This window comes from Salmonella sp. 2018103 (assembly GCF_026247685.1).
In the GTDB taxonomy this organism is placed as follows: Bacteria; Pseudomonadota; Gammaproteobacteria; order Enterobacterales; family Enterobacteriaceae; genus Salmonella; species Salmonella enterica.
The window spans coordinates 4,445,162-4,470,547 of sequence record NZ_CP111029.1 but is presented as its reverse complement, the minus strand read 5'-3'; the positions used below and the strand labels follow the sequence as shown (position 1 = coordinate 4,470,547).

The following is a 25,386-nucleotide window of genomic DNA, read 5'->3' as shown; positions in this document are numbered from 1 at the left end:
TGCAGGACAGTGTGGTTCCAGGAGAGGTGTTGTGGATATTACTCTTATGATAAGCGCCGTCGTGGCGCTGGCGGCTGGGGCGGTGATTGGCTGGCTGGCGACGAAAGCGCACGCCGATCAAATCCGCGCCGATCTTATCGAAGAACGGCGTGAGCTGGATATCGAACTTAGCGCGGCCCGGCAGCAATTAGCGCAAGAAGCGCACTGGCGCAGTGAATGCGAGTTACTTAATAACGAACTGCGCAGCCTGCACAGTATTAATACCTCTCTGGAAGCCGATCTGCGTGAAGTCACGACCCGTCTGGAAGCGACTCAACAACACGCGGAAGACAAAATCCGTCAGATGATCAACAGCGAACAGCGTTTAAGCGAGCAGTTTGAAAATCTGGCGAACCGTATCTTTGAACACAGTAATCGTCGCGTAGACGAACAAAACCGACAAAGCCTGAATAGCCTGCTGACGCCGCTGCGTGAGCAACTGGACGGTTTTCGCCGCCAGGTTCAGGAGAGTTTTGGCAAAGAAGCGCAGGAGCGGCATACGCTGGCGCACGAAATTCGTAATTTGCAGCAGCTTAACGCGCAAATGGCGCAGGAAGCGATCAACCTGACGCGCGCTCTGAAAGGGGACAATAAGGCGCAAGGAAACTGGGGCGAAGTTGTGCTGGCGCGGGTGCTGGAGGCATCCGGACTGCGTGAAGGCTACGAATACGAAACCCAGGTCAGTATTGAGAACGATGCGTGCTCGCGGATGCAGCCGGATGTCATCGTCCGCTTGCCGCAGGGCAAAGATGTCGTCATCGACGCTAAAATGACGTTGGTCGCCTACGAGCGTTACTTTAACGCTGAAGATGACTATACGCGCGAGGCCGCTTTACAAGAGCACATCGCCTCGGTGCGCAATCATATTCGCTTACTGGGGCGTAAAGACTACCAGCAGCTTCCCGGCCTCCGCTCGCTGGACTATGTTCTGATGTTTATCCCCGTAGAACCCGCTTTCCTGCTGGCGTTAGATAAACAGCCCGAACTGATAACCGAGGCGCTGAAAAATAACATTATGCTGGTAAGCCCCACGACGCTGCTGGTGGCATTACGGACAATCGCCAACCTGTGGCGCTATGAACACCAGAGCCGCAATGCGCAGCACATCGCAGACAGAGCCAGTAAGCTCTACGATAAAATGCGGTTGTTCGTTGATGATATGTCAGCGATCGGTCAGAGTCTGGATAAAGCGCAGGATAACTACCGCCAGGCGATGAAAAAACTTGCGTCGGGGCGTGGCAACGTTTTGGCGCAGGCAGAGGCCTTCCGGGGGCTAGGCGTGGAAATCAAACGCGAGATTAATCCGGATTTAGCGGAACAGGCCGTTACGCAAGATGAAGAATATCGTTTACGATCGATCCCTGAAGGGCGGCAGGATGAACATTATCCCAATGATGAACGGGTGAAGCAGCAGTTAAGTTAACCCATACGGAGTAGTTTAGTCCTGGCGCAGAGTAGGGCAAATTGGCCCAATCTGTTACACTTCTTGAACATTTTTATCGATAAGCAGGCACTGAGATGGTGGAAGATTCACAAGAAACGACGCACTTTGGCTTTCAGACCGTCGCTAAAGAGCAGAAAGCTGACATGGTGGCCCACGTTTTTCATTCTGTGGCGTCAAAGTACGATGTGATGAATGACTTAATGTCATTTGGCATTCATCGTTTGTGGAAGCGCTTCACCATTGATTGCAGTGGCGTGCGTCGTGGACAAACCGTTCTCGATTTAGCGGGCGGTACGGGCGATCTTACCGCGAAATTTTCACGTATGGTCGGGGAAACTGGCAAAGTTATCCTGGCGGATATTAATGATTCTATGCTCAAAATGGGGCGTGAGAAGCTGCGTAATATCGGCGTGATCGGCAACGTAGAGTATGTGCAGGCGAATGCCGAAGCTCTGCCTTTCCCTGATAATACGTTTGATTGCATTACCATTTCGTTTGGTTTGCGCAATGTAACGGAAAAAGAAAAAGCGCTGCGGTCAATGTTCCGTGTGTTGAAACCCGGCGGACGTTTACTGGTGCTTGAATTTTCCAAGCCTATTATTGAGCCGCTGAGTAAAGCGTATGACGCCTATTCTTTCCATATTTTACCGCGTATTGGCTCGATGGTCGCGAACGATGCGGATAGCTATCGGTATCTCGCGGAATCCATCCGTATGCATCCCGATCAGGATACCTTAAAAGCCATGATGCAGGACGCCGGATTTGAGAGCGTGGATTATTACAATCTGACGGCGGGCGTTGTGGCATTGCACCGTGGTTATAAATTCTAGGAGGGTGGAATGCCTTTTAAACCCTTAGTGACCGCAGGAATTGAAGGTCTCCTCAATGCGTTTCTGTATCGTTCGCCAGCGCTGAAATCAGCCAGAACGCGCTTACAGGGAAAAGTACTGTGTGTGAAACTAAAGGGATTTTCGACGCCATTAGTCCTGGTATTCAGCGAACGCCAGGTTGATGTGCTGGGGGCATGGGAAGGCGAAGCGGACTGTACGGTAATCACTCAAGCTAGCGTTTTGCCAAAACTACGCGATCGTCAGCAGTTGGCCGCGCTTATTCGCAGCGGCGAACTGGAAGTGCAGGGCGATATTCAGGTCGTGCAAAATTTTGTGGCGCTCGCCGATCTCGCCGAATTCGATCCTGCGGAGCTGTTGGCGCCATACACGGGTGATATTGCGGCGGAAAGTATCGGTAAGGTCGTGCGTGGCGGGGCTAAATTCCTGCGCCACGGGTTTCAACGCCAGCAGCGTTATGCCGCTGAAGCGATCACTGAAGAGTGGCGTATGGCGCCTGGCCCGCTGGAAGTCGCATGGTTTGCCGAAGAAACCGCGGCTGTTGAACGCGCCGTAGATGCTCTGACCACACGGCTGGAAAAACTGGAGGCCAAATGACGCCAGGTGAAGTACGGCGCCTATATTTCATCATCCGCACGTTTTTAAGCTACGGCCTTGATGAACTCATCCCCCGAATGCGTCTTACACTGCCACTCCGATTATGGCGCTATTCGCTGTTCTGGATGCCAAACCGGCATAAAGATAAATTGCTGGGTGAACGATTAAGACTGGCGTTGCAAGAGCTGGGACCGGTCTGGATCAAATTTGGTCAGATGCTCTCCACACGCCGTGACCTGTTCCCGCCGCAAATCGCCGATCAGCTCGCTTTGCTCCAGGATAAAGTCGCGCCATTCGATGGTCGGCTGGCGAAAGCCCAGATTGAAGAGGCGATGGGGGGGCTACCAGTCGAAGCCTGGTTTGACGACTTTGATATCCAGCCTTTAGCGTCGGCGTCAATCGCCCAGGTACATACCGCGCGATTGAAATCAAACGGTAAAGAAGTGGTTATTAAGGTCATTCGCCCGGATATTTTGCCGGTAATTCAGGCAGACCTGAAACTGATTTATCGCCTTGCTCGCTGGGTACCACGCCTGTTGCCGGATGGGCGTCGTCTGCGCCCGACGGAAGTGGTGCGTGAGTATGAGAAAACGCTGATCGATGAGCTGAATCTGCTGCGGGAATCGGCCAACGCGATTCAGTTACGCCGCAATTTTGAAAATAGTCCCATGCTGTATATCCCGGAGGTGTACTCCGATTACTGTAGCCAGAACATGATGGTGATGGAGCGGATATACGGCATTCCGGTTTCGGATGTGGCGGCGCTGGAAAAGAACGGCACCAACATGAAACTGCTGGCGGAACGCGGGGTTAAAGTTTTCTTCACCCAGGTTTTCCGCGACAGCTTTTTCCATGCGGACATGCATCCGGGAAATATTTTTGTCAGCCATGAACACCCTGAAAATCCGCAATATATCGGCATTGACTGTGGTATCGTCGGGTCGCTAAACAAAGAAGATAAGCGCTATCTGGCAGAAAACTTTATCGCGTTTTTTAACCGCGATTACCGAAAGGTGGCGGAGCTGCATGTCGATTCAGGTTGGGTTCCGCCAGATACCAACGTTGAAGATTTTGAGTTTGCCATCCGCACCGTCTGTGAACCTATCTTTGAAAAGCCGCTCGCGGAAATCTCGTTTGGTCATGTGTTGTTAAACCTTTTCAATACAGCGCGTCGATTTAACATGGAAGTCCAGCCGCAACTGGTGTTGTTGCAGAAAACATTATTGTATGTTGAAGGGGTTGGGCGGCAACTTTATCCTCAGCTTGATTTGTGGAAAACGGCGAAGCCGTTTCTTGAGTCCTGGATCAAAGATCAGGTGGGTATTCCGGCTCTCACGCGGGCTCTTAAAGAAAAAGCGCCGTTCTGGGTCGAAAAAATGCCAGAAATACCTGAACTGGTGTACGACAGTTTGCGCCAGGGCAAATATTTACAGCACAGTGTTGATAAGATTGCGCGCGAGTTACAGGTAAACCATGTGCGCCAAAGTCAGTCTCGTTATTTATTGGGAATTGGCGCAACGCTGTTACTGAGCGGGTCATTCTTACTCGTCAACCGCCCTGAATGGGGATTGATGCCTGGCTGGCTCATGGTCGGCGGCGTAGTTGTCTGGCTGGTTGGCTGGCGTAAAACTCGTTGAGATTTTTTATCGCTCAACGCCGGTTGTGTCACGCAGGTACATATTATCACTCGAGGCAGTACTCAGGCCGCAAGTCAATGTCGTCCCGGTCGTATGTAAAAGTATGTGAATAGGGCGGGCGAAAGCGGTTAACAAAGAGGCAGCGCGAAGGATAATGTGTATAATGCGGCCCTAATAATTCATCATCTATCACAGAGGAACATGTATGGGTGGTATCAGTATTTGGCAGTTGTTGATTGTTGCCGTTATCGTCGTACTGCTGTTCGGCACCAAAAAACTCGGTTCCATCGGTTCCGATCTTGGCGCGTCTATCAAAGGCTTTAAAAAGGCCATGAGCGATGATGATGCCAAACAGGATAAAACCAGTCAGGACGCTGATTTTACCGCTAAATCTATCGCGGATAAGCAAGGCGAAGCGAAAAAGGAAGACGCTAAAAGCCAAGATAAAGAGCAGGTATAATCCGTGTTTGATATCGGTTTTAGCGAACTGCTGTTAGTGTTCGTTATCGGCCTCATTGTGTTGGGGCCGCAACGATTGCCAGTAGCGGTAAAAACGGTAGCGGGCTGGATTCGCGCGTTGCGATCCCTTGCGACAACGGTTCAGAATGAACTGACTCAGGAACTGAAACTTCAGGAGTTCCAGGACAGTCTGAAAAAAGTCGAAAAGGCGAGCCTGGAAAATCTGACTCCCGAACTGAAAGCATCTATGGATGAACTGCGTCAGGCGGCGGAGTCGATGAAACGCACCTACAGCGCTAACGATCCCGAACAAGCGAGCGATGAAGCGCATACCATCCATAATCCGGTGGTAAAAGGGAACGAAACGCAGCATGAGGGCGTCACCCCTGCCGCCGCTGAAACACAGGTGAGCGCGCCGGAACAAAAGCCGGAGCCCGTTAAAGATAACGTGCCTGAGTCGACGGAAACCGCTTCCGTAGCCACGATAGACGCCGAGAAGAAATCCGCTGCGCCTGTTGTCGAATCTTCCCCCTCGTCGAGTGATAAACCGTAAACATGGCTGTAGAAGATACTCAACCGCTTATCACGCATCTGATCGAGTTGCGTAAGCGCCTGCTAAACTGCATCGTCGCAGTACTTCTGATTTTTCTGGCGTTAATTTATTTCGCCAATGATATTTATCATTTAGTCGCCGCACCGCTGATTAAACAGATGCCGCAAGGGGCGACAATGATTGCGACGGATGTGGCGTCGCCGTTTTTTACGCCTATCAAACTCACCTTCATGGTGTCTTTGATCTTATCCGCGCCTGTCATTTTGTACCAGGTTTGGGCCTTTATCGCCCCGGCGCTGTATAAGCATGAGCGTCGTCTGGTCGTACCGCTGCTGGTATCCAGCTCGCTGCTTTTCTACATTGGTATGGCCTTCGCCTATTTTGTCGTATTCCCTTTGGCCTTTGGTTTCCTGACGCATACGGCGCCGGAAGGGGTACAGGTTTCGACAGATATCGCCAGCTATCTTAGCTTTGTTATGGCGCTTTTTATGGCCTTTGGCGTAGCCTTTGAAGTGCCGGTGGCGATTGTGTTGCTGTGCTGGATGGGCATCACCACGCCAGAAGATTTGCGTAAAAAACGGCCTTATATCCTGGTCGGGGCATTCATTGTGGGAATGCTGCTTACGCCGCCAGATGTTTTCTCGCAAACGTTGCTGGCGATACCGATGTACTGCCTGTTTGAAATTGGCGTTTTCTGCTCACGCTTTTATGTCGGTAAGCGACGGACGCGCGACGAAGATAACGAGGCCGAAACCGAAAAGGCCGAGCACACTGAAGACTAAACACAACCGCCCGCCAGGGCGGTTGTCATATGGGGGCAAGCATGTTTGATATTGGCGTTAATTTAACCAGTAGCCAGTTTGCAAAAGATCGTGATGATGTGGTCGCCCGTGCGTTTGCGGCGGGAGTAAAAGGTATGCTACTGACCGGAACGAACATCCATGAAAGTCAGCAGGCGTTAAAACTGGCGCGGCGCTACCCCCATTGTTGGTCGACGGCTGGCGTCCATCCCCATGACAGCAGTCAGTGGTCATCCGCGTCTGAAGACGCCATTATTGCGCTGGCGAACCAGCCGGAAGTCGTCGCTATCGGTGAGTGCGGGCTGGATTTCAATCGCAATTTTTCCACGCCGCAGGAGCAGGAACGTGCCTTTCAGGCGCAGCTACAAATTGCCGCCGAATTGCAGATGCCAATCTTTATGCACTGCCGGGACGCGCATGAGCGATTTCTGGCATTGCTTGATCCCTGGCTGGATAGTCTTCCTGGTGCAATACTGCACTGCTTTACCGGTTCACGCCAGCAAATGCAGGCCTGTGTGGACAGAGGGCTCTATATAGGTATTACCGGGTGGGTTTGCGACGAACGACGCGGGCTTGAGCTACGTGAACTCTTACCGTTTATTCCAGCGGAAAAGCTACTGATAGAAACCGACGCGCCGTATCTGTTGCCTCGCGATCTTACGCCGAAACCAACGTCACGACGCAACGAGCCCGCGTATCTGCCTCACATCCTGGAGCGCATAGCGCTATGGCGTGGTGAAGATCCGCAATGGTTAGCGGCGATGACAGATGCCAACGCCAGAACCTTATTTGAGGTCGTATTCTGAACGATCGCTAAATCTTGCGAAAACCGGTGTTTTTTACGCTCTGCTTCACTTCTTTATTGAGTAAATTAAGCAGTAACATCGAACGCGTTTCGCCATCCGGTTCGGTAAAAATCGCTTTCAGCCCTTCAAATGCGCCTTCCGTGATGATGACGCTATCGCCGGGATAGGGGGTTTCAGGATCGACAACGCCTTCGGGCTTGTAGATAGAAAGCTGATGAATAACGCTGGAAGGCACGATCGCAGGATGCGCGCCAAAGCGCACAAAATGGCTGACGCCGCGCGTGGCGTTGATTGTAGTGGTATGTATCACTTCCGGATCAAATTCAACGAACAGATAATTAGGAAAGAGCGGTTCGCTGACGGAGGTACGTTTTCCGCGTACCATTTTTTCCAGGGTGATCATCGGTGTCAGGCAACTTACCGCTTGTCTTTCGAGGTGTTCCTGAGCACGCTGAAGTTGCCCGCGTTTGCAGTACAGTAAATACCAGGATTGCATAATGACTCTTATCCGCTTGTTCGGGGCGCAAGCATAGCAAAAGCCATGCGCGAAGTTAATTATACACTTCATCCTTTAAGCCGTATCTGGATTAGCGTTGGTTGCCAGAGTTCACGCTAATTTAACAAAAATACAGCATCCCGATGATGAACGCCGTATAATGATGCGCTTACCGAGAGGCTACAATGGACGCCATGAAATATCACGATTTACGCGACTTCCTGACGCTACTTGAGCAGCAGGGGGAACTAAAACGCATCACGCTACCTGTGGATCCTCATCTGGAAATCACGGAAATCGCTGACCGCACGCTGCGTGCCGGTGGACCGGCGTTGCTGTTTGAAAATCCTAAAGGTTACGCCATGCCGGTGCTGTGCAACCTTTTTGGCACGCCAAAACGCGTGGCGATGGGCATGGGGCAGGATGATGTTTCCGCATTACGGGAAGTGGGTAAATTATTAGCGTTTCTGAAAGAACCTGAGCCGCCGAAAGGCTTTCGCGATCTGTTTGACAAGCTGCCGCAGTTTAAGCAAGTGCTGAATATGCCGACGAAACGGTTACGCGGCGCGCCTTGCCAGCAGAAAATCGCGTCTGGCGATGATGTCGATTTAACGCGTCTTCCTGTCATGACCTGTTGGCCGGACGACGCCGCGCCGCTGATTACCTGGGGACTGACGGTAACGCGTGGCCCGCACAAAGAACGGCAAAATCTGGGCATTTATCGTCAGCAGTTGATAGGTAAAAATAAGCTGATTATGCGCTGGCTGTCTCACCGCGGCGGCGCGCTGGATTTTCAGGAGTGGTTAGCCGCGCGTCCGGGTGAACGTTTCCCGGTCTCTGTCGCATTGGGCGCCGATCCGGCGACGATACTTGGCGCCGTGACTCCTGTTCCCGATACTCTGTCGGAGTATGCCTTTGCGGGCCTGCTGCGCGGCACGAAAACTGAAGTGGTTAAATGCCTTTCTAACGATCTGGAAGTGCCTGCCAGCGCCGAGATTATCCTTGAAGGTTACATTGAGCCGGGAGAGATGGCGCCGGAAGGACCGTATGGCGATCATACGGGCTATTATAATGAAGTGGATAACTTTCCGGTCTTTACCGTCACGCATATTACGCAGCGTGAGGATGCCATCTATCACTCCACCTATACCGGGCGTCCGCCCGATGAGCCTGCGGTATTAGGGGTGGCGCTCAATGAAGTCTTCGTGCCTATTCTGCAAAAACAGTTTCCGGAAATCGTCGACTTTTATCTGCCGCCGGAAGGGTGTTCTTACCGCCTGGCGGTAGTGACGATGAAAAAGCAGTACGCTGGTCATGCGAAACGCGTCATGATGGGCGTCTGGTCGTTTTTGCGCCAGTTTATGTATACGAAATTTGTTATCGTTTGCGATGATGACGTTAACGCACGCGACTGGAATGATGTGATCTGGGCGATTACCACCCGTATGGACCCTGCGCGGGATACGGTGCTGGTTGAAAATACGCCGATTGACTACCTGGATTTTGCCTCGCCGGTCTCCGGGCTGGGTTCAAAAATGGGGCTGGATGCCACAAACAAATGGCCGGGCGAAACCCAACGCGAGTGGGGTCGTCCTATTGTTAAAGATCCTGAAGTTACCGCGCGTATTGATGCGATTTGGGATGAGCTGGCTATCTTTAAATAACTGAAAGCGGACATCGACATTTCAGGCTGCGGCGACTCGGCTTGAAATGTCGGTATTGACCCGACACCCGACAGAGGGAGCGCATGACAACCTTAAGCTGTAAAGTGACCTCGGTAGAAGCTATCACCGATACCGTATATCGGGTTCGTTTAGTGCCGGACGCGGCGTTTACATTCCGCGCTGGTCAGTATTTGATGGTCGTAATGGACGAGCGTGACAAACGCCCGTTTTCGATGGCCTCAACGCCGGACGAGAAAGGGTTTATTGAATTACACATTGGCGCTTCCGAGCTCAATCTGTATGCAATGGCGGTCATGGATCGAATTCTGAAAGACCGGGAAATCGTCGTCGATATTCCGCATGGCGACGCCTGGCTACGTGACGATGAAGAGCGTCCGTTGATTCTGATCGCGGGCGGTACGGGCTTTTCTTATGCGCGCTCCATCCTGTTGACGGCGTTAGCGCGCAACCCGGCCCGCGATGTTACCATTTACTGGGGCGGTCGCGAAGAAAAGCACCTCTATGATCTCTCTGAGCTGGAAGCACTCTCTGTTAACCATCCGAATTTGCGTATTGAACCTGTTGTCGAGCAGCCGGAAGAAGGCTGGCGTGGACGTACAGGAACGGTACTTACGGCGGTATTGCAGGATTATGGTACGCTGGCGGGGCACGATATTTATATTGCCGGACGTTTTGAGATGGCGAAGATCGCCCGCGATCTGTTCTGTCATGAGCGTAACGCGCGGGAAGATCGTCTGTTTGGCGATGCGTTCGCATTTATTTAACTATTTTATGGGACGCAGTAGCGTCCCTTTTTACGTTAGCCTACCTAAAAGTCCTCTTAAATATTAATTAATCGTCAACTATAAAACCTTATGATATTGAATATCTACAGGCTTTGTATTGCGTGTAATAAATTAAGTAATATTATGTCCTGAGGCTATCAATAAAAATAGTTAATTATATATGCTTCATTTATTTTTATAAAAGAAACATAAAATGGAAAGTTAGTTATTTATTTATAAGATGGAGAGTGTTATGAAATTTAAATATGCTTTAACTTCTCTCGCATTATCTGTTGCAATTTTGTCATCAGTACCTTCTACTGCTTTCGCCATCGGCGGCGCCAGCGGCGCTAAAGTGGACTATCAGGTCCAGGGAAAAATTGGCGAAGTTGTTATGAACCCCTATGATATCGCGCCGCTAACCGCCGTTATTCGTAATGGCGGTTACCAGTTACGTGACGTGCATGTACGGATTGTACCCAAAGAAAATGGCCAGGAGATCGCGTATAAAGTTAATAATAAATACCTTTTAACGTATGGCGGTATTCCCGTCTTTGGTCTTTACCCGGATTATGTCAATACCGTTGAAGTTGAATATACAAGAATCCAGGGTAGTAAAACCGAAAATATAAAAGAAAGCTATAAAATGTATGCACCGCCTGCCTATATTGAATCGGCGGGTACAAAAGAAGAACAATCAGCACTCTTTACTATCGATGTTAAAAAGGTTTCCCCAGAATTTAAAGATCGCTTGTATCTTTTGAATAATACGAAAGATAAGTCTGGCAATGGAACGCGTACTGTCTGGAACAACCCTACTGGGGGTGCATTAGAATGGAACTTCACTACAGCTAACGCTATTATCGACACCTCCGGTGATATTCGTTGGTTTATGAATCCAAGTTCAATTTATGATTTAAAGTCAATTTATCGTGCTGGCGTTATGATGGGCTTTAAACAAAACCAGGATGGCGCACTATCGTGGGGCTACGGTCAGCGTTATGTGAAATACGATATCATGGGGCGTGAAATCTTTAACCGCCGCCTGCCGGATAATTATAACGATTTTTCACACTCAATGGATAACGCGGCCAACGGTCACTACTTCCTGCGTGTAGCCAGCTCTAACTATAAACGTCCTGATGGAAAAAATGTTCGTACCGTGCGTGATGTGATTGCCGAAGTTGATCAGAACGGCGTGGTAGTGGATGAATGGCGTCTGTTTGATATCCTCGATCCTTATCGTGATGTGATAATGAAAACCCTCGATCAGGGCGCTGTGTGCCTGAATATCGACGCCAGCCAGTCCGGCCATACGTTGAGCGAAGAAGATCTGGCGGCGCTGGACTCCTCCGACAAATTCGGGGATATCGTGGGTAGTGGGGCTGGCCGCAACTGGGCGCATGTCAACAGCGTCGACTATGACAGTGAAGATGATTCCATCATCATCAGCTCCCGCCACCAGAGTGCGATTATCAAAATCGGCCGCGATAAGAAAGTGAAGTGGATACTGGGTACGCCTGCTGGCTGGAAAGCGCCATTTAATGCCGCAATTCTGACGCCAGTGGATAGCAAAGGCCAAAAAATCGCCTGCCAGGACAGTGGCTGCGAGGGTGACTTCGACTGGACATGGACGCAACATACGGCCTTTAAAATTGATAGTAAGAGTAAAGGCGATATCTTATACCTTTCCGCTTTCGACAATGGCGATGGCCGCGGCTTAGAACAGCCTGCTATGCAGAGTATGAAATACAGCCGCTCCGTGATTTACAAAATCGACCAGAAAAACAAGACAGTCCAACAGATCTGGCAATACGGTAAAGAGCGCGGGAACGAGTGGTTTAGCCCGGTAACCTCTATCACCGAGTACCAGACTGACAAGAATTCTGTGTTCGTGTATTCCGCAACAGCAGGTGGTGCGTTTGATTTGTCGGTAGGCGCATTTACCAGCTTGCCTAATCCGTATCTGGAAGAGTTCAAATGGGGAGAAAAAGAGCCTGTGGTCGAAATGCAAATACATGGTGCGCGTGGATATCAGGCTATGCCATTTAGCCTGACCAAAGCGCTTACTGAGTAGAGCGGGCCATACGGTGAAAAAACCCGCCCCTGACGGGCGGGAAAAACGGCAACTAAACTGTTTCCCGTCATAATTCGCGCAGCCTCTTTGTTGGCTGCCTTTGCTCACCCCGGGCACATAGTTATCTATGTTCCCGGGGATTCGCTCAGTTGCCGCTGCGCTGCAATGCGAGTTATTTAGGGGATATTATCTTTGATTAAACCCGCTCAAACACCGTGGCGATGCCCTGACCCAGACCAATACACATCGTCGCCAGACCAAACTGCGCGTCTTTGCGCTCCATCAGGTTGATAAGCGTGGTGCTGATACGTGCTCCGGAGCAGCCGAGCGGATGACCAAGCGCGATCGCGCCGCCGTTGAGGTTGATCTTCTCGTCTATCTGCTCCATCAATCCCAGATCCTTAATGCATGGCAGGATCTGTGCGGCAAACGCTTCGTTCATCTCAAACACATCGATATCGCTGGCCGACAGTCCCGCTTTTTTCAACGCCAGTTTTGACGCCGGAACCGGCCCGTAACCCATAATTGACGGATCACAACCAACCACTGCCATTGAACGAATACGGGCGCGAGGTTTCAGACCCAGCTCACGGGCACGACTTTCGCTCATTACCAGCATGGCGGCTGCGCCATCGGAAAGCGCGGATGAGGTGCCCGCCGTGACCGTGCCACTAACCGGATCAAATGCCGGACGCAGTGTTGATAGCGCTTCGACCGTGGTTTCCGGGCGGATCACTTCATCGTAGTTAAACTGCTTCAACACGCCGTCTGCATCATGACCGCCAGTCGGGATAATCTCCGTTTTGAATGCGCCAGACTGGGTGGCGGCCCAGGCGCGAGCGTGAGAACGCGCGGCGAACTGGTCCTGCATTTCCCGGCTAATGCCGTGCAGGCGGGAGAGCATTTCCGCCGTTAGCCCCATCATCCCTGCCGCTTTGGCGACGTTGCGACTCAGACCCGGGTGAAAATCCACACCGTGACTCATCGGCACGTGCCCCATATGCTCCACGCCGCCAACCAGACAAACCTGCGCATCGCCGGTCATGATCATTCGCGCTGCATCGTGTAACGCCTGCATCGAGGAACCACACAGACGGTTGACGGTGACCGCCGGTACCGAATGGGGAATTTCTGCCAGCAGCGCGGCGTTACGGGCAATGTTGAAGCCTTGCTCCAGCGTTTGTTGTACGCAGCCCCAGTAAATATCATCGAGGGTCGCCGCTGTAAGCGACGGATTACGCGCCAGCAGGCTACGCATTAAGTGGGCGGAGAGATCTTCTGCCCGCACGTTGCGAAACGCGCCGCCCTTCGAACGGCCCATCGGGGTGCGAATAGCATCGACAATGACAACCTGTTCCATTGTGACTCCTTAAGCCGTTTTCAGAGAACCAACCGGACGGGCTGGTTCAACCGGGGGATAATACGGTTCGTTATGGCGCGCTTTATTACGCAGCCCTTCCGGCACTTCATACAGCGGGCCGAGGTGTTGATACTGCTGCGCCATATCAAGATATTTCGCGCTGCCCTGTGTATCCAGCCAGCGGAATGCGCCGCCGTGGAACGGAGGGAAGCCCAGGCCGTAGACCAGCGCCATATCGGCTTCCGCCGGGCTTGCGATAATGCCTTCTTCCAGACAGCGAACCACTTCGTTAATCATCGGGATCGTCATACGGGCGATTATCTCGTCGTCGCTGAAGTCGCGTTTCGGCTGGCTGACGCTTGCCAGCAGGTCATCCACCGCGGCATCTTCTTCTTTCTTCGGCTTACCCTTGTTGTCTTCTTTATAGCGCCAGAAGCCCAGACCGTTTTTTTGCCCAAAACGGCTGGCGTCAAACAATGCGTCGATCGCGTCGCGATACTCTTTCTGCATCCGTTGCGGGAAGCCTGCCGCCATTACCGCCTGCGCGTGATGCGCGGTATCAATGCCGACAACATCCAGCAGATAGGCCGGGCCCATCGGCCAGCCGAACTGTTTTTCCATCACTTTATCGACTTTGCGGAAATCCGCGCCGTCGCGCAGCAGTTGACTGAAACCGGCGAAATAGGGGAACAGCACGCGGTTAACAAAGAAGCCGGGGCAGTCGTTGACTACAATCGGCGTCTTGCCCATTTTGCTTGCCCAGGCGACGACTTTGGCAATGGTTTCGTCTGAACTCTTCTCACCGCGGATGATTTCAACCAGCGGCATCCGGTGTACCGGGTTGAAGAAGTGCATTCCGCAAAAGTTTTCCGGACGTTCCAGGGCGCTAGCCAGTTCGCGAATTGGGATGGTAGAGGTATTTGAGGCCAGCACGGTTTCCGGGCGCACTTTCTGCTCGGTTTCCGCCAGTACCGCTTTTTTGACTTTTGGATTTTCGACCACCGCTTCGACAACAACATCTACGCGATCGAAACCGGCATAATCGAGAGTCGGGTGGATGGTCGAAATGACGCCCGCCAGCTTCAGACCGTCGATCTTGCCGCGCTCCAGCTGTTTGTTCAGCAGCTTGGCCGCTTCGGTCATGCCGAGGTTCAACGATTTATCGTTGATATCTTTCATGATGACCGGTACGCCTTTCCAGGCCGACTGGTAAGCGATACCACCGCCCATAATGCCCGCGCCCAGTACGGCTGCCTGTTTCGGCGTCTCAATATCTTTGGTCAGCTTTTTGGCTTTACCTTTTACATATTGATCGTTGAGGAAGATACCGACCAGCGCACGAGCCTCATTGGTATGCGCCAGCGGAACAAAGCTTTTATTTTCCAGATTCAGCGCTTCTTCACGACCAAAACGCGCGGCGGCTTCAATGGTTTTCACTGCGGTCATCGGCGCCGGATAATGTTTACCCGCCGTTTGTGCGACCATGCCTTTAGCGATGGTAAAGCTCATCGCTGCTTCAATTTTGCTGAGTTTCAACGGTTCCAGTTTCGGCTGGCGTTTAGCTCTCCAGTCGAGATCGCCGGTAATGGCCTGGCGTAACACCGCTATCGCGCCTTCAATTAGCTTCTCTTGTTTGACCACGCCGTCCACAAGGCCGATTTTCAGCGCGTGTTCAGCACCGACATCTTTCCCGGCGGCAATGATCTCCAGCGCGCTGTCCGCGCCCAGCATACGCGGCAGACGAACGGAGCCGCCGAAACCCGGCATGATGCCCAGTTTAGTTTCCGGCAGACCGATACGGAGGTCTGGCGTCGCCAGACGGTAATCGGTGGCCAGCACGCATTCGCACCCGCCGCCCAGCGCATAGCCGTTTACGGCGGCAAGGGTCGGTACGGGTAAATCTTCCAGACGGTTAAAGACGCTGTTAGCGAAATGCAGCCATTGGCTTAACTGCTCTTCGGGGACGAGGAACAGTGAAAGAAATTCGGTGATGTCCGCGCCGACAATAAAGGCCGCTTTATTCGAGCGCAGCAGCAGCCCTTTTAAATCGTGTTGCTTTTCCAGCACCTCAAGCGCCTGGCCGAGGCTGGCGACGGTTGCGGTGTCGAGTTTATTGACCGAGCCTGGAGCATCGAACACCAGTTCGGCGATGCCATCTTCCAGCCAGTCGAGGTACAGGGTGTCGCCTTTATAAAGCATGTCAGTCTCCTGAATCCACAAGGTGATCTGGTCGTACCAGATGAAGCGAAGTGTGTATTTTGTGTTAATAAAATGCAAATAAATGATTAAAGAAATGCCGATGTGATCACGCTCGGCAGAGATCACGCTCTCGTGGGGCGATGTGCTAAGATGCGGGAACTTGAGGTCAAAAAAACAGAAGGGTAAAAAATGGAATCACTGGCCGCGCTCTATAAAAATCATATTGTTACCTTACAAGAACGGACGCGCGATGTTCTGGCGCGCTTTAAGCTGGATGCGTTACTTATTCATTCCGGCGAGCTTTTCAACGTCTTTCTCGACGATCACCCTTATCCGTTTAAGGTCAATCCACAGTTTAAAGCGTGGGTGCCGGTAACTCAGGTTCCAAATTGCTGGCTGCTGGTCGATGGCGTCAACAAACCCAAATTGTGGTTTTATCTGCCGGTCGATTACTGGCATAACGTTGAACCGCTGCCAACGTCCTTCTGGACAGAAGAAGTCGAGGTCGTCGCCTTACCGAAAGCGGATGGCATCGGCAGCCAACTGCCTGCCGCGCGTGGCAATATCGGCTATATCGGCCCGGTTCCTGAGCGCGCGCTACAATTGGATATCGCTGCCAGCAACATCAACCCGAAAGGTGTTATCGACTATCTGCATTACTACCGCGCCTATAAAACGGATTATGAACTGGCCTGTATGCGCGAAGCGCAGAAAATGGCGGTGAGCGGTCATCGGGCGGCGGAAGAGGCCTTCCGTTCCGGCATGAGCGAGTTTGACATCAACCTGGCGTACCTGACCGCCACGGGACATCGCGATACCGATGTTCCGTACAGCAACATTGTGGCGCTGAACGAACATGCCGCCGTGCTGCATTACACGAAACTGGATCATCAGGCACCGTCTGAAATGCGCAGTTTCCTGCTGGATGCGGGCGCGGAATACAACGGCTACGCGGCGGATCTGACGCGAACCTGGTCGGCGAAAAGCGATAACGACTACGCCCACCTGGTGAAAGATGTTAACGACGAACAGTTGGCGCTGATCGCTACCATGAAGGCGGGCGTCAGCTATGTGGATTATCATATTCAGTTCCATCAACGCATCGCGAAGCTGCTGCGTAAACATCAAATCATTACCGACATGAGTGAAGAGGCGATGGTGGAAAATGATCTCACCGGGCCGTTTATGCCGCACGGTATTGGTCATCCGTTGGGTCTGCAGGTACACGATGTGGCCGGGTTTATGCAAGATGATTCCGGTACGCATCTCGCCGCGCCGTCCAAATACCCGTATCTGCGCTGCACGCGTGTGTTACAGCCGCGAATGGTGTTGACCATCGAACCGGGGATTTACTTCATCGAATCGCTGTTAGCGCCGTGGCGCGAAGGGCCATTCAGCAAGCACTTCAACTGGCAGAAAATTGAAGCGCTCAAGCCTTTCGGCGGTATTCGCATTGAAGATAACGTGGTCATCCACGAAAACGGCGTGGAAAACATGACGCGGGATTTAAAACTGGCGTAATGGACAGTTGGTTAATCCCTGCAGCGCCGGTCACCGTTGTTGAAGAGATCAAAAAAAGCCGCTTTATTACGCTATTGGCGCATACCGATGGCGTAGACGCGGCGAAAGCGTTTGTTGAGTTAGTCAGAGCTGAGCACCCTGATGCGCGCCACCATTGTGTGGCGTGGGTGGCGGGTGCGCCGGACGACTCACAGCAACTGGGCTTTTCAGACGACGGCGAACCGGCGGGAACGGCGGGCAAGCCGATGCTTGCGCAATTGATGGGCAGCGGCGTCGGAGAAATTACTGCCGTCGTCGTGCGCTACTATGGTGGTATTCTGCTGGGTACGGGCGGGCTGGTAAAAGCCTATGGCGGCGGTGTGAATCAGGCATTACGTCAGCTTGCCACACAACGCAAGACGCCATTAACCGAATATACTTTGCAGTGTGAGTACGGTCAGTTGGCCGGAATCGAAGCATTATTAGGACAGTTTGCCGGGAAGATCGTTTCCAGCGATTATCAGGCGTCTGTTCGGCTCAGGGTGGCGCTTCCTTTTGCTCATGTGAATGCATTTTCCACAAAACTGGCGGATTTTAGCCGTGGTTCATTGCAATTGTTAGCGATTGAAGAATAATCCCCACCTCATTTTTAAGAATAAAGGAAGCGGCAGAGATGCATTTTCGCGCCATTACCCGAATCGTTGGACTACTGGTTATCTTATTTTCGGGGACAATGATTCTCCCGGGACTGGTAGCGCTAATATATCGTGATGGCGCAGGAAGAGCGTTCACGCAGACCTTTTTTGTCGCGCTGGCGATCGGTTCCATACTGTGGTGGCCGAACCGTAGGGAAAAGGGCGAGCTGAAATCCCGCGAAGGATTTCTTATCGTGGTGCTGTTCTGGACCGTGCTGGGCAGCGTGGGTGCGCTGCCGTTTATTTTCTCGGAAAGCCCAAACCTCACCATTACCGATGCTTTTTTTGAATCGTTCTCCGGGTTAACCACCACGGGCGCCACTACGCTGGTGGGGCTGGATTCATTACCGCACGCCATTCTCTTTTATCGTCAGATGCTGCAATGGTTTGGGGGTATGGGGATCATTGTGCTGGCGGTGGCGATTCTCCCTATCCTCGGCGTCGGGGGGATGCAGCTCTATCGGGCAGAAATGCCGGGGCCGCTCAAAGATAACAAAATGCGCCCGCGTATTGCCGAGACGGCGAAAACGCTGTGGCTTATCTATGTTTTGCTAACGGTAGCCTGCGCGCTGGCGCTATGGTTTGCAGGGATGCCCGCGTTTGACGCTATCGGACACAGCTTCTCCACTATCGCTATCGGCGGCTTCTCAACGCATGACGCCAGCGTAGGCTATTTTGATAGTCCCACTATTAATACCATCATCGCTATTTTCCTGCTGATCTCCGGTTGTAACTATGGCCTGCATTTCTCTTTATTAAGCGGGCGTAGCCTGAAAGTATACTGGCGCGATCCGGAATTCCGCATGTTCATCGGCGTACAGTTGACGCTGGTGGTGATCTGCACGCTGGTACTGTGGTTCCATAATATTTACGACTCGGCGCTGACAACGCTAAATCAGGCATTCTTCCAGGTCGTGTCTATGGCGACAACGGCAGGGTTTACCACGGACAGCATTGCGCGCTGGCCGCTGTTTTTGCCCGTCTTGCTGCTATGTTCCGCGTTTATTGGCGGTTGCGCCGGGTCAACGGGCGGGGGGTTAAAGGTCATCCGTATTCTGTTGTTGTTTAAACAGGGGAACCGCGAACTCAAACGTCTGGTGCATCCGAATGCCGTTTACAGTATTAAGCTGGGGAACCGGGCGCTGCCAGAACGTATTCTGGAAGCCGTCTGGGGATTCTTTTCTGCCTACGCGCTGGTATTTATCGTCAGTATGCTGGCTATTATCGCTACAGGCGTAGATGATTTCTCGGCTTTCGCCTCGGTAGTGGCTACGCTTAATAACCTGGGACCGGGGCTGGGGGTGGTTGCTGATAACTTCGCCAGTATGAATCCGGTTGCGAAATGGATACTCATCGCCAACATGCTATTTGGTCGTCTGGAAGTATTCACTTTGCTGGTACTTTTTACCCCGACTTTCTGGCGTGAATAATGGAGTAACACGTGAAAACATTGATTCTTTTCTCTACCCGGGACGGGCAAACGCGCGAAATTGCCTCTTATCTGGCTTCTGAACTCAAAGAGATGGGGATCTGGGCCGATGTCGTTAATCTGCATCGCGCAGAAGAGCCGGACTGGGATAGCTATGATCGCGTAGTGATTGGCGCGTCTATTCGTTATGGTCACTACCACAGCGCCTTTCAGGAGTTCGTTAAGAAATACGCCACGCGGTTGAACGGAATGCCGAGTGCCTTTTATTCCGTTAACCTGGTGGCGCGTAAAGCTGAAAAACGGACGCCGCAGACTAACAGCTACGCGCGTAAGTTTTTAATGAGCTCTCCGTGGCGACCTGACTACTGTGCCGTCATTGCAGGCGCGCTTCGCTATCCCCGCTATCGCTGGTATGACCGTCTGATGATCAAGCTTATTATGAAGATGTCGGGCGGCGAAACGGATACCAGTAAAGAGGTGGTGTACACCGACTGGGAGCAGGTTACGCACTTTGCCCGTGAAATAGCCCATTTAACCAACAAATCGTCGGCAAAATAAACGCAAAGAATAAAAAGTGCGCACTCAGAAAATTATTTTAAATTTCCTCTTGTCAGGCAGAAATAACTCCCTATAATGCGCCACCACTGACACGGAACAACGGCATACAGGCCGCCGGGTCAGCGGGGTTCAGACCAGAACCTCACGGAGAAAAGCGAAAATAAACGCTTGACTCTGAAGCGGGAAAGCGTAATATGCACACCCCGCGCCGCTGAGAAAAAGCGAAGCGGCACTGCTCTTTAACAATTTATCAGACAATCTGTGTGGGCACTCGAAGATACGGATTCTTGACGTCCTCGGACGAAAAATGAATACCAAGTCTCAAGAGTGAACACGTAATTCATTACGAAGTTTAATTCTTTGAGCATCAAACTTTTAAATTGAAGAGTTTGATCATGGCTCAGATTGAACGCTGGCGGCAGGCCTAACACATGCAAGTCGAACGGTAACAGGAAGCAGCTTGCTGTTTTGCTGACGAGTGGCGGACGGGTGAGTAATGTCTGGGAAACTGCCTGATGGAGGGGGATAACTACTGGAAACGGTGGCTAATACCGCATAACGTCGCAAGACCAAAGAGGGGGACCTTCGGGCCTCTTGCCATCAGATGTGCCCAGATGGGATTAGCTTGTTGGTGAGGTAACGGCTCACCAAGGCGACGATCCCTAGCTGGTCTGAGAGGATGACCAGCCACACTGGAACTGAGACACGGTCCAGACTCCTACGGGAGGCAGCAGTGGGGAATATTGCACAATGGGCGCAAGCCTGATGCAGCCATGCCGCGTGTATGAAGAAGGCCTTCGGGTTGTAAAGTACTTTCAGCGGGGAGGAAGGTGTTGTGGTTAATAACCGCAGCAATTGACGTTACCCGCAGAAGAAGCACCGGCTAACTCCGTGCCAGCAGCCGCGGTAATACGGAGGGTGCAAGCGTTAATCGGAATTACTGGGCGTAAAGCGCACGCAGGCGGTCTGTCAAGTCGGATGTGAAATCCCCGGGCTCAACCTGGGAACTGCATTCGAAACTGGCAGGCTTGAGTCTTGTAGAGGGGGGTAGAATTCCAGGTGTAGCGGTGAAATGCGTAGAGATCTGGAGGAATACCGGTGGCGAAGGCGGCCCCCTGGACAAAGACTGACGCTCAGGTGCGAAAGCGTGGGGAGCAAACAGGATTAGATACCCTGGTAGTCCACGCCGTAAACGATGTCTACTTGGAGGTTGTGCCCTTGAGGCGTGGCTTCCGGAGCTAACGCGTTAAGTAGACCGCCTGGGGAGTACGGCCGCAAGGTTAAAACTCAAATGAATTGACGGGGGCCCGCACAAGCGGTGGAGCATGTGGTTTAATTCGATGCAACGCGAAGAACCTTACCTGGTCTTGACATCCACAGAACTTTCCAGAGATGGATTGGTGCCTTCGGGAACTGTGAGACAGGTGCTGCATGGCTGTCGTCAGCTCGTGTTGTGAAATGTTGGGTTAAGTCCCGCAACGAGCGCAACCCTTATCCTTTGTTGCCAGCGATTAGGTCGGGAACTCAAAGGAGACTGCCAGTGATAAACTGGAGGAAGGTGGGGATGACGTCAAGTCATCATGGCCCTTACGACCAGGGCTACACACGTGCTACAATGGCGCATACAAAGAGAAGCGACCTCGCGAGAGCAAGCGGACCTCATAAAGTGCGTCGTAGTCCGGATTGGAGTCTGCAACTCGACTCCATGAAGTCGGAATCGCTAGTAATCGTGGATCAGAATGCCACGGTGAATACGTTCCCGGGCCTTGTACACACCGCCCGTCACACCATGGGAGTGGGTTGCAAAAGAAGTAGGTAGCTTAACCTTCGGGAGGGCGCTTACCACTTTGTGATTCATGACTGGGGTGAAGTCGTAACAAGGTAACCGTAGGGGAACCTGCGGTTGGATCACCTCCTTACCTTAAAGAAGCGTACTTTGCAGTGCTCACACAGATTGTCTGATGAAAAACGAGCAGTAAAACCTCTACAGGCTTGTAGCTCAGGTGGTTAGAGCGCACCCCTGATAAGGGTGAGGTCGGTGGTTCAAGTCCACTCAGGCCTACCAGATTCGCTCCCGTGCTTTGTTGTGGCAAAGCTCGCATACTTCAGTATGCTTCGCTTCACCACGCCGCGCCCGGAAACGAATCAAAGGTAAGAGGTTCTGACTACACGATGGGGCTATAGCTCAGCTGGGAGAGCGCCTGCTTTGCACGCAGGAGGTCTGCGGTTCGATCCCGCATAGCTCCACCATCTCGTGAGTGTTTACGAAAAAATACTTCAGAGTGTACCTGAAAGGGTTCACTGCGAAGTTTTGCTCTTTAAAAATCTGGATCAAGCTGAAAATTGAAACACAGAACAACGAAAGTTGTTCGTGAGTCTCTCAAATTTTCGCAACACGATGATGAATCACAAGAAACATCTTCGGGTTGTGAGGTTAAGCGACTAAGCGTACACGGTGGATGCCCTGGCAGTCAGAGGCGATGAAGGACGTGCTAATCTGCGATAAGCGCCGGTAAGGTGATATGAACCGTTATAACCGGCGATTTCCGAATGGGGAAACCCAGTGTGACTCGTCACACTATCATTAACTGAATCCATAGGTTAATGAGGCGAACCGGGGGAACTGAAACATCTAAGTACCCCGAGGAAAAGAAATCAACCGAGATTCCCCCAGTAGCGGCGAGCGAACGGGGAGGAGCCCAGAGCCTGAATCAGCATGTGTGTTAGTGGAAGCGTCTGGAAAGGCGCGCGATACAGGGTGACAGCCCCGTACACAAAAGCGCACATGCTGTGAGCTCGATGAGTAGGGCGGGACACGTGGTATCCTGTCTGAATATGGGGGGACCATCCTCCAAGGCTAAATACTCCTGACTGACCGATAGTGAACCAGTACCGTGAGGGAAAGGCGAAAAGAACCCCGGCGAGGGGAGTGAAAAAGAACCTGAAACCGTGTACGTACAAGCAGTGGGAGCCCCACCACTAAGCCAGTGGTGAACTCCACATACGCATCCTTTGCTGAGGATACGGTTAACGGAGCGCAAGCGACGTTCAACCGCAAAAGAAGCAGAGGGGGCTTAGTGGTGGGGTGACTGCGTACCTTTTGTATAATGGGTCAGCGACTTATATTCTGTAGCAAGGTTAACCGAATAGGGGAGCCGGAGGGAAACCGAGTCTTAACCGGGCGTTAAGTTGCAGGGTATAGACCCGAAACCCGGTGATCTAGCCATGGGCAGGTTGAAGGTTGGGTAACACTAACTGGAGGACCGAACCGACTAATGTTGAAAAATTAGCGGATGACCTGTGGCTGGGGGTGAAAGGCCAATCAAACCGGGAGATAGCTGGTTCTCCCCGAAAGCTATTTAGGTAGCGCCTCGTGAATTCATCTCCGGGGGTAGAGCACTGTTTCGGCTAGGGGGCCATCCCGGCTTACCAACCCGATGCAAACTGCGAATACCGGAGAATGTTATCACGGGAGACACACGGCGGGTGCTAACGTCCGTCGTGAAGAGGGAAACAACCCAGACCGCCAGCTAAGGTCCCAAAGTCATGGTTAAGTGGGAAACGATGTGGGAAGGCCCAGACAGCCAGGATGTTGGCTTAGAAGCAGCCATCATTTAAAGAAAGCGTAATAGCTCACTGGTCGAGTCGGCCTGCGCGGAAGATGTAACGGGGCTAAACCATGCACCGAAGCTGCGGCAGCGACACTCAGGTGTTGTTGGGTAGGGGAGCGTTCTGTAAGCCTGTGAAGGTGTGTCGTGAGGCATGCTGGAGGTATCAGAAGTGCGAATGCTGACATAAGTAACGATAAAGCGGGTGAAAAGCCCGCTCGCCGGAAGACCAAGGGTTCCTGTCCAACGTTAATCGGGGCAGGGTGAGTCGACCCCTAAGGCGAGGCCGAAAGGCGTAGTCGATGGGAAACGGGTTAATATTCCCGTACTTGGTGTTACTGCGAAGGGGGGACGGAGAAGGCTATGTTGGCCGGGCGACGGTTGTCCCGGTTTAAGCGTGTAGGCTGGTTTTCCAGGCAAATCCGGAAAATCAAGGCTGAGGCGTGATGACGAGGCACTACGGTGCTGAAGCAACAAATGCCCTGCTTCCAGGAAAAGCCTCTAAGCATCAGGTAACATCAAATCGTACCCCAAACCGACACAGGTGGTCAGGTAGAGAATACCAAGGCGCTTGAGAGAACTCGGGTGAAGGAACTAGGCAAAATGGTGCCGTAACTTCGGGAGAAGGCACGCTGACATGTAGGTGAAGTGATTTACTCATGGAGCTGAAGTCAGTCGAAGATACCAGCTGGCTGCAACTGTTTATTAAAAACACAGCACTGTGCAAACACGAAAGTGGACGTATACGGTGTGACGCCTGCCCGGTGCCGGAAGGTTAATTGATGGGGTCAGCGCAAGCGAAGCTCCTGATCGAAGCCCCGGTAAACGGCGGCCGTAACTATAACGGTCCTAAGGTAGCGAAATTCCTTGTCGGGTAAGTTCCGACCTGCACGAATGGCGTAATGATGGCCAGGCTGTCTCCACCCGAGACTCAGTGAAATTGAACTCGCTGTGAAGATGCAGTGTACCCGCGGCAAGACGGAAAGACCCCGTGAACCTTTACTATAGCTTGACACTGAACATTGAGCCTTGATGTGTAGGATAGGTGGGAGGCTTTGAAGTGTGGACGCCAGTCTGCATGGAGCCGGCCTTGAAATACCACCCTTTAATGTTTGATGTTCTAACGTGGACCCGTGATCCGGGTTGCGGACAGTGTCTGGTGGGTAGTTTGACTGGGGCGGTCTCCTCCTAAAGAGTAACGGAGGAGCACGAAGGTTGGCTAATCCTGGTCGGACATCAGGAGGTTAGTGCAATGGCATAAGCCAGCTTGACTGCGAGCGTGACGGCGCGAGCAGGTGCGAAAGCAGGTCATAGTGATCCGGTGGTTCTGAATGGAAGGGCCATCGCTCAACGGATAAAAGGTACTCCGGGGATAACAGGCTGATACCGCCCAAGAGTTCATATCGACGGCGGTGTTTGGCACCTCGATGTCGGCTCATCACATCCTGGGGCTGAAGTAGGTCCCAAGGGTATGGCTGTTCGCCATTTAAAGTGGTACGCGAGCTGGGTTTAGAACGTCGTGAGACAGTTCGGTCCCTATCTGCCGTGGGCGCTGGAGAACTGAGGGGGGCTGCTCCTAGTACGAGAGGACCGGAGTGGACGCATCACTGGTGTTCGGGTTGTCATGCCAATGGCACTGCCCGGTAGCTAAATGCGGAAGAGATAAGTGCTGAAAGCATCTAAGCACGAAACTTGCCCCGAGATGAGTTCTCCCTGAGACTTAGAGTCTCCTGAAGGAACGTTGAAGACGACGACGTTGATAGGCCGGGTGTGTAAGCGCAGCGATGCGTTGAGCTAACCGGTACTAATGAACCGTGAGGCTTAACCTTACA

Annotated in this window: 18 protein-coding genes, 2 tRNA genes and 2 rRNA genes; 19 read left to right on the top strand and 3 right to left on the bottom strand. The window is 52.3% G+C overall.

All coding sequences use genetic code 11. The annotated features are described in order from the left end of the window. Positions 1–31 precede the first annotated feature (31 nt). From rmuC to tatD, 8 genes are all read left to right on the top strand, one after another. Positions 32–1,462 carry a DNA recombination protein RmuC gene (gene rmuC, locus OLG56_RS21485; protein WP_072275002.1) on the top strand — a complete coding sequence of 477 codons (1,431 nt, stop codon included), beginning with the start codon at positions 32–34 and terminating at the stop codon, positions 1,460–1,462. 95 nt (positions 1,463–1,557) lie between these two features. Next, positions 1,558–2,313 carry a bifunctional demethylmenaquinone methyltransferase/2-methoxy-6-polyprenyl-1,4-benzoquinol methylase UbiE gene (gene ubiE, locus OLG56_RS21480; RefSeq protein WP_000229009.1) on the top strand — a complete coding sequence of 252 codons (756 nt, stop codon included), beginning with the start codon at positions 1,558–1,560 and terminating at the stop codon, positions 2,311–2,313. A gap of 9 nt (positions 2,314–2,322) precedes the next feature. Further along, entirely contained in the window at positions 2,323–2,928 is a 606-nt protein-coding gene (gene ubiJ / locus OLG56_RS21475; protein WP_023212417.1) for a ubiquinone biosynthesis protein UbiJ, read from the top strand. Continuing rightward, a complete protein-coding gene (ubiB, locus tag OLG56_RS21470; RefSeq protein ID WP_000187559.1) occupies positions 2,925–4,565 on the top strand; it encodes a ubiquinone biosynthesis regulatory protein kinase UbiB in 1,641 nt (546 codons plus the stop codon). The genes ubiJ and ubiB overlap by 4 nt, the downstream gene beginning before the upstream one ends. Positions 4,566–4,770: 205 nt before the next feature. Then, positions 4,771–5,025: a Sec-independent protein translocase subunit TatA gene (gene tatA, locus OLG56_RS21465; RefSeq protein WP_000508972.1), complete on the top strand. Its 255-nt coding sequence runs from the start codon at positions 4,771–4,773 to the stop codon at positions 5,023–5,025. A gap of 3 nt (positions 5,026–5,028) precedes the next feature. Next, on the top strand, positions 5,029–5,577 hold the full coding sequence (gene tatB, locus OLG56_RS21460) for a Sec-independent protein translocase protein TatB (RefSeq protein WP_000459615.1): 549 nt from the start codon (positions 5,029–5,031) through the stop codon (positions 5,575–5,577). 2 nt (positions 5,578–5,579) lie between these two features. Continuing rightward, positions 5,580–6,359, top strand: coding sequence for a Sec-independent protein translocase subunit TatC (gene tatC, locus OLG56_RS21455; protein WP_000257554.1), 780 nt, complete (start codon positions 5,580–5,582; stop codon positions 6,357–6,359). 41 nt (positions 6,360–6,400) lie between these two features. After that, positions 6,401–7,183, top strand: a complete 783-nt coding sequence (gene tatD / locus OLG56_RS21450) for a 3'-5' ssDNA/RNA exonuclease TatD (protein ID WP_000459642.1) — start codon at positions 6,401–6,403, stop codon at positions 7,181–7,183. Between the two features lie 7 nt (positions 7,184–7,190). On the opposite strand, the gene rfaH is transcribed toward tatD, so the two are convergent. Continuing rightward, positions 7,191–7,679, bottom strand: coding sequence for a transcription/translation regulatory transformer protein RfaH (gene rfaH, locus OLG56_RS21445; RefSeq protein ID WP_001192410.1), 489 nt, complete (start codon positions 7,677–7,679; stop codon positions 7,191–7,193). A gap of 185 nt (positions 7,680–7,864) precedes the next feature. Here rfaH and ubiD point away from each other — a divergent pair, with 185 nt between their 5' ends. From ubiD to OLG56_RS21430, 3 genes are all read left to right on the top strand, one after another. Further along, positions 7,865–9,343 carry a 4-hydroxy-3-polyprenylbenzoate decarboxylase gene (ubiD, locus tag OLG56_RS21440; RefSeq protein WP_000339760.1) on the top strand — a complete coding sequence of 493 codons (1,479 nt, stop codon included), beginning with the start codon at positions 7,865–7,867 and terminating at the stop codon, positions 9,341–9,343. Between the two features lie 83 nt (positions 9,344–9,426). Then, a complete protein-coding gene (gene fre, locus OLG56_RS21435; protein WP_000209836.1) occupies positions 9,427–10,128 on the top strand; it encodes an NAD(P)H-flavin reductase in 702 nt (233 codons plus the stop codon). Positions 10,129–10,381: 253 nt separating this feature from the next. Beyond that, positions 10,382–12,205, top strand: a complete 1,824-nt coding sequence (locus OLG56_RS21430) for an aryl-sulfate sulfotransferase (protein WP_000669888.1) — start codon at positions 10,382–10,384, stop codon at positions 12,203–12,205. Between the two features lie 196 nt (positions 12,206–12,401). Here the strand turns inward: OLG56_RS21430 and fadA are convergent, their stop codons facing one another. Together fadA and fadB are read right to left on the bottom strand one after the other, a co-directional pair. Next, positions 12,402–13,565: an acetyl-CoA C-acyltransferase FadA gene (gene fadA, locus OLG56_RS21425; protein WP_000438778.1), complete on the bottom strand. Its 1,164-nt coding sequence runs from the start codon at positions 13,563–13,565 to the stop codon at positions 12,402–12,404. A gap of 9 nt (positions 13,566–13,574) precedes the next feature. Beyond that, positions 13,575–15,764 carry a fatty acid oxidation complex subunit alpha FadB gene (gene fadB, locus OLG56_RS21420; RefSeq protein ID WP_061377487.1) on the bottom strand — a complete coding sequence of 730 codons (2,190 nt, stop codon included), beginning with the start codon at positions 15,762–15,764 and terminating at the stop codon, positions 13,575–13,577. A gap of 189 nt (positions 15,765–15,953) precedes the next feature. On the opposite strand from fadB, the gene pepQ reads away from it, so the two are divergent. The 8 genes from pepQ (at position 15,954) to OLG56_RS21380 (ending at position 25,383) form a co-directional block, all read left to right on the top strand. Next, complete coding sequence (gene pepQ / locus OLG56_RS21415) at positions 15,954–17,285, top strand: Xaa-Pro dipeptidase (protein WP_000444529.1); 1,332 nt, start codon at positions 15,954–15,956, stop codon at positions 17,283–17,285. Continuing rightward, positions 17,285–17,899, top strand: a complete 615-nt coding sequence (locus OLG56_RS21410; protein ID WP_000378893.1) for an IMPACT family protein — start codon at positions 17,285–17,287, stop codon at positions 17,897–17,899. Before pepQ ends, OLG56_RS21410 begins: the two co-directional genes overlap by 1 nt. 38 nt (positions 17,900–17,937) lie before the next feature. Further along, a complete protein-coding gene (trkH, locus tag OLG56_RS21405) occupies positions 17,938–19,389 on the top strand; it encodes a Trk system potassium transporter TrkH (protein WP_000545688.1) in 1,452 nt (483 codons plus the stop codon). A gap of 11 nt (positions 19,390–19,400) precedes the next feature. Beyond that, positions 19,401–19,946: a menaquinone-dependent protoporphyrinogen IX dehydrogenase gene (hemG, locus tag OLG56_RS21400; protein WP_000853983.1), complete on the top strand. Its 546-nt coding sequence runs from the start codon at positions 19,401–19,403 to the stop codon at positions 19,944–19,946. Between the two features lie 377 nt (positions 19,947–20,323). Next, positions 20,324–21,865: ribosomal RNA gene (locus OLG56_RS21395) — 16S ribosomal RNA — on the top strand. Positions 21,866–21,934: 69 nt separating this feature from the next. Beyond that, positions 21,935–22,011, top strand: a tRNA-Ile gene (locus OLG56_RS21390). Between the two features lie 109 nt (positions 22,012–22,120). Beyond that, positions 22,121–22,196 (top strand) — tRNA-Ala (locus OLG56_RS21385). A 182-nt stretch (positions 22,197–22,378) separates the two neighbouring features. Then, a 23S ribosomal RNA gene (locus tag OLG56_RS21380) occupies positions 22,379–25,383 on the top strand. Together the 16S and 23S rRNA genes with 2 tRNA genes alongside form the textbook arrangement of a ribosomal RNA operon. Positions 25,384–25,386: the final 3 nt, after the last annotated feature.

Coding starts and splice junctions, on each gene's coding strand:
- ubiE (WP_000229009.1), top strand. CDS start 1,558: ATGGTGGAAGATTCACAAGAAACGACGCACTTTGGCTTTCAGACCGTC.
- ubiJ (WP_023212417.1), top strand. CDS start 2,323: ATGCCTTTTAAACCCTTAGTGACCGCAGGAATTGAAGGTCTCCTCAAT.
- ubiB (WP_000187559.1), top strand. CDS start 2,925: ATGACGCCAGGTGAAGTACGGCGCCTATATTTCATCATCCGCACGTTT.
- tatA (WP_000508972.1), top strand. CDS start 4,771: ATGGGTGGTATCAGTATTTGGCAGTTGTTGATTGTTGCCGTTATCGTC.
- tatC (WP_000257554.1), top strand. CDS start 5,580: ATGGCTGTAGAAGATACTCAACCGCTTATCACGCATCTGATCGAGTTG.
- tatD (WP_000459642.1), top strand. CDS start 6,401: ATGTTTGATATTGGCGTTAATTTAACCAGTAGCCAGTTTGCAAAAGAT.
- rfaH (WP_001192410.1), bottom strand. CDS start 7,679: ATGCAATCCTGGTATTTACTGTACTGCAAACGCGGGCAACTTCAGCGT.
- ubiD (WP_000339760.1), top strand. CDS start 7,865: ATGGACGCCATGAAATATCACGATTTACGCGACTTCCTGACGCTACTT.
- fre (WP_000209836.1), top strand. CDS start 9,427: ATGACAACCTTAAGCTGTAAAGTGACCTCGGTAGAAGCTATCACCGAT.
- OLG56_RS21430 (WP_000669888.1), top strand. CDS start 10,382: ATGAAATTTAAATATGCTTTAACTTCTCTCGCATTATCTGTTGCAATT.
- fadA (WP_000438778.1), bottom strand. CDS start 13,565: ATGGAACAGGTTGTCATTGTCGATGCTATTCGCACCCCGATGGGCCGT.
- fadB (WP_061377487.1), bottom strand. CDS start 15,764: ATGCTTTATAAAGGCGACACCCTGTACCTCGACTGGCTGGAAGATGGC.
- pepQ (WP_000444529.1), top strand. CDS start 15,954: ATGGAATCACTGGCCGCGCTCTATAAAAATCATATTGTTACCTTACAA.
- OLG56_RS21410 (WP_000378893.1), top strand. CDS start 17,285: ATGGACAGTTGGTTAATCCCTGCAGCGCCGGTCACCGTTGTTGAAGAG.
- trkH (WP_000545688.1), top strand. CDS start 17,938: ATGCATTTTCGCGCCATTACCCGAATCGTTGGACTACTGGTTATCTTA.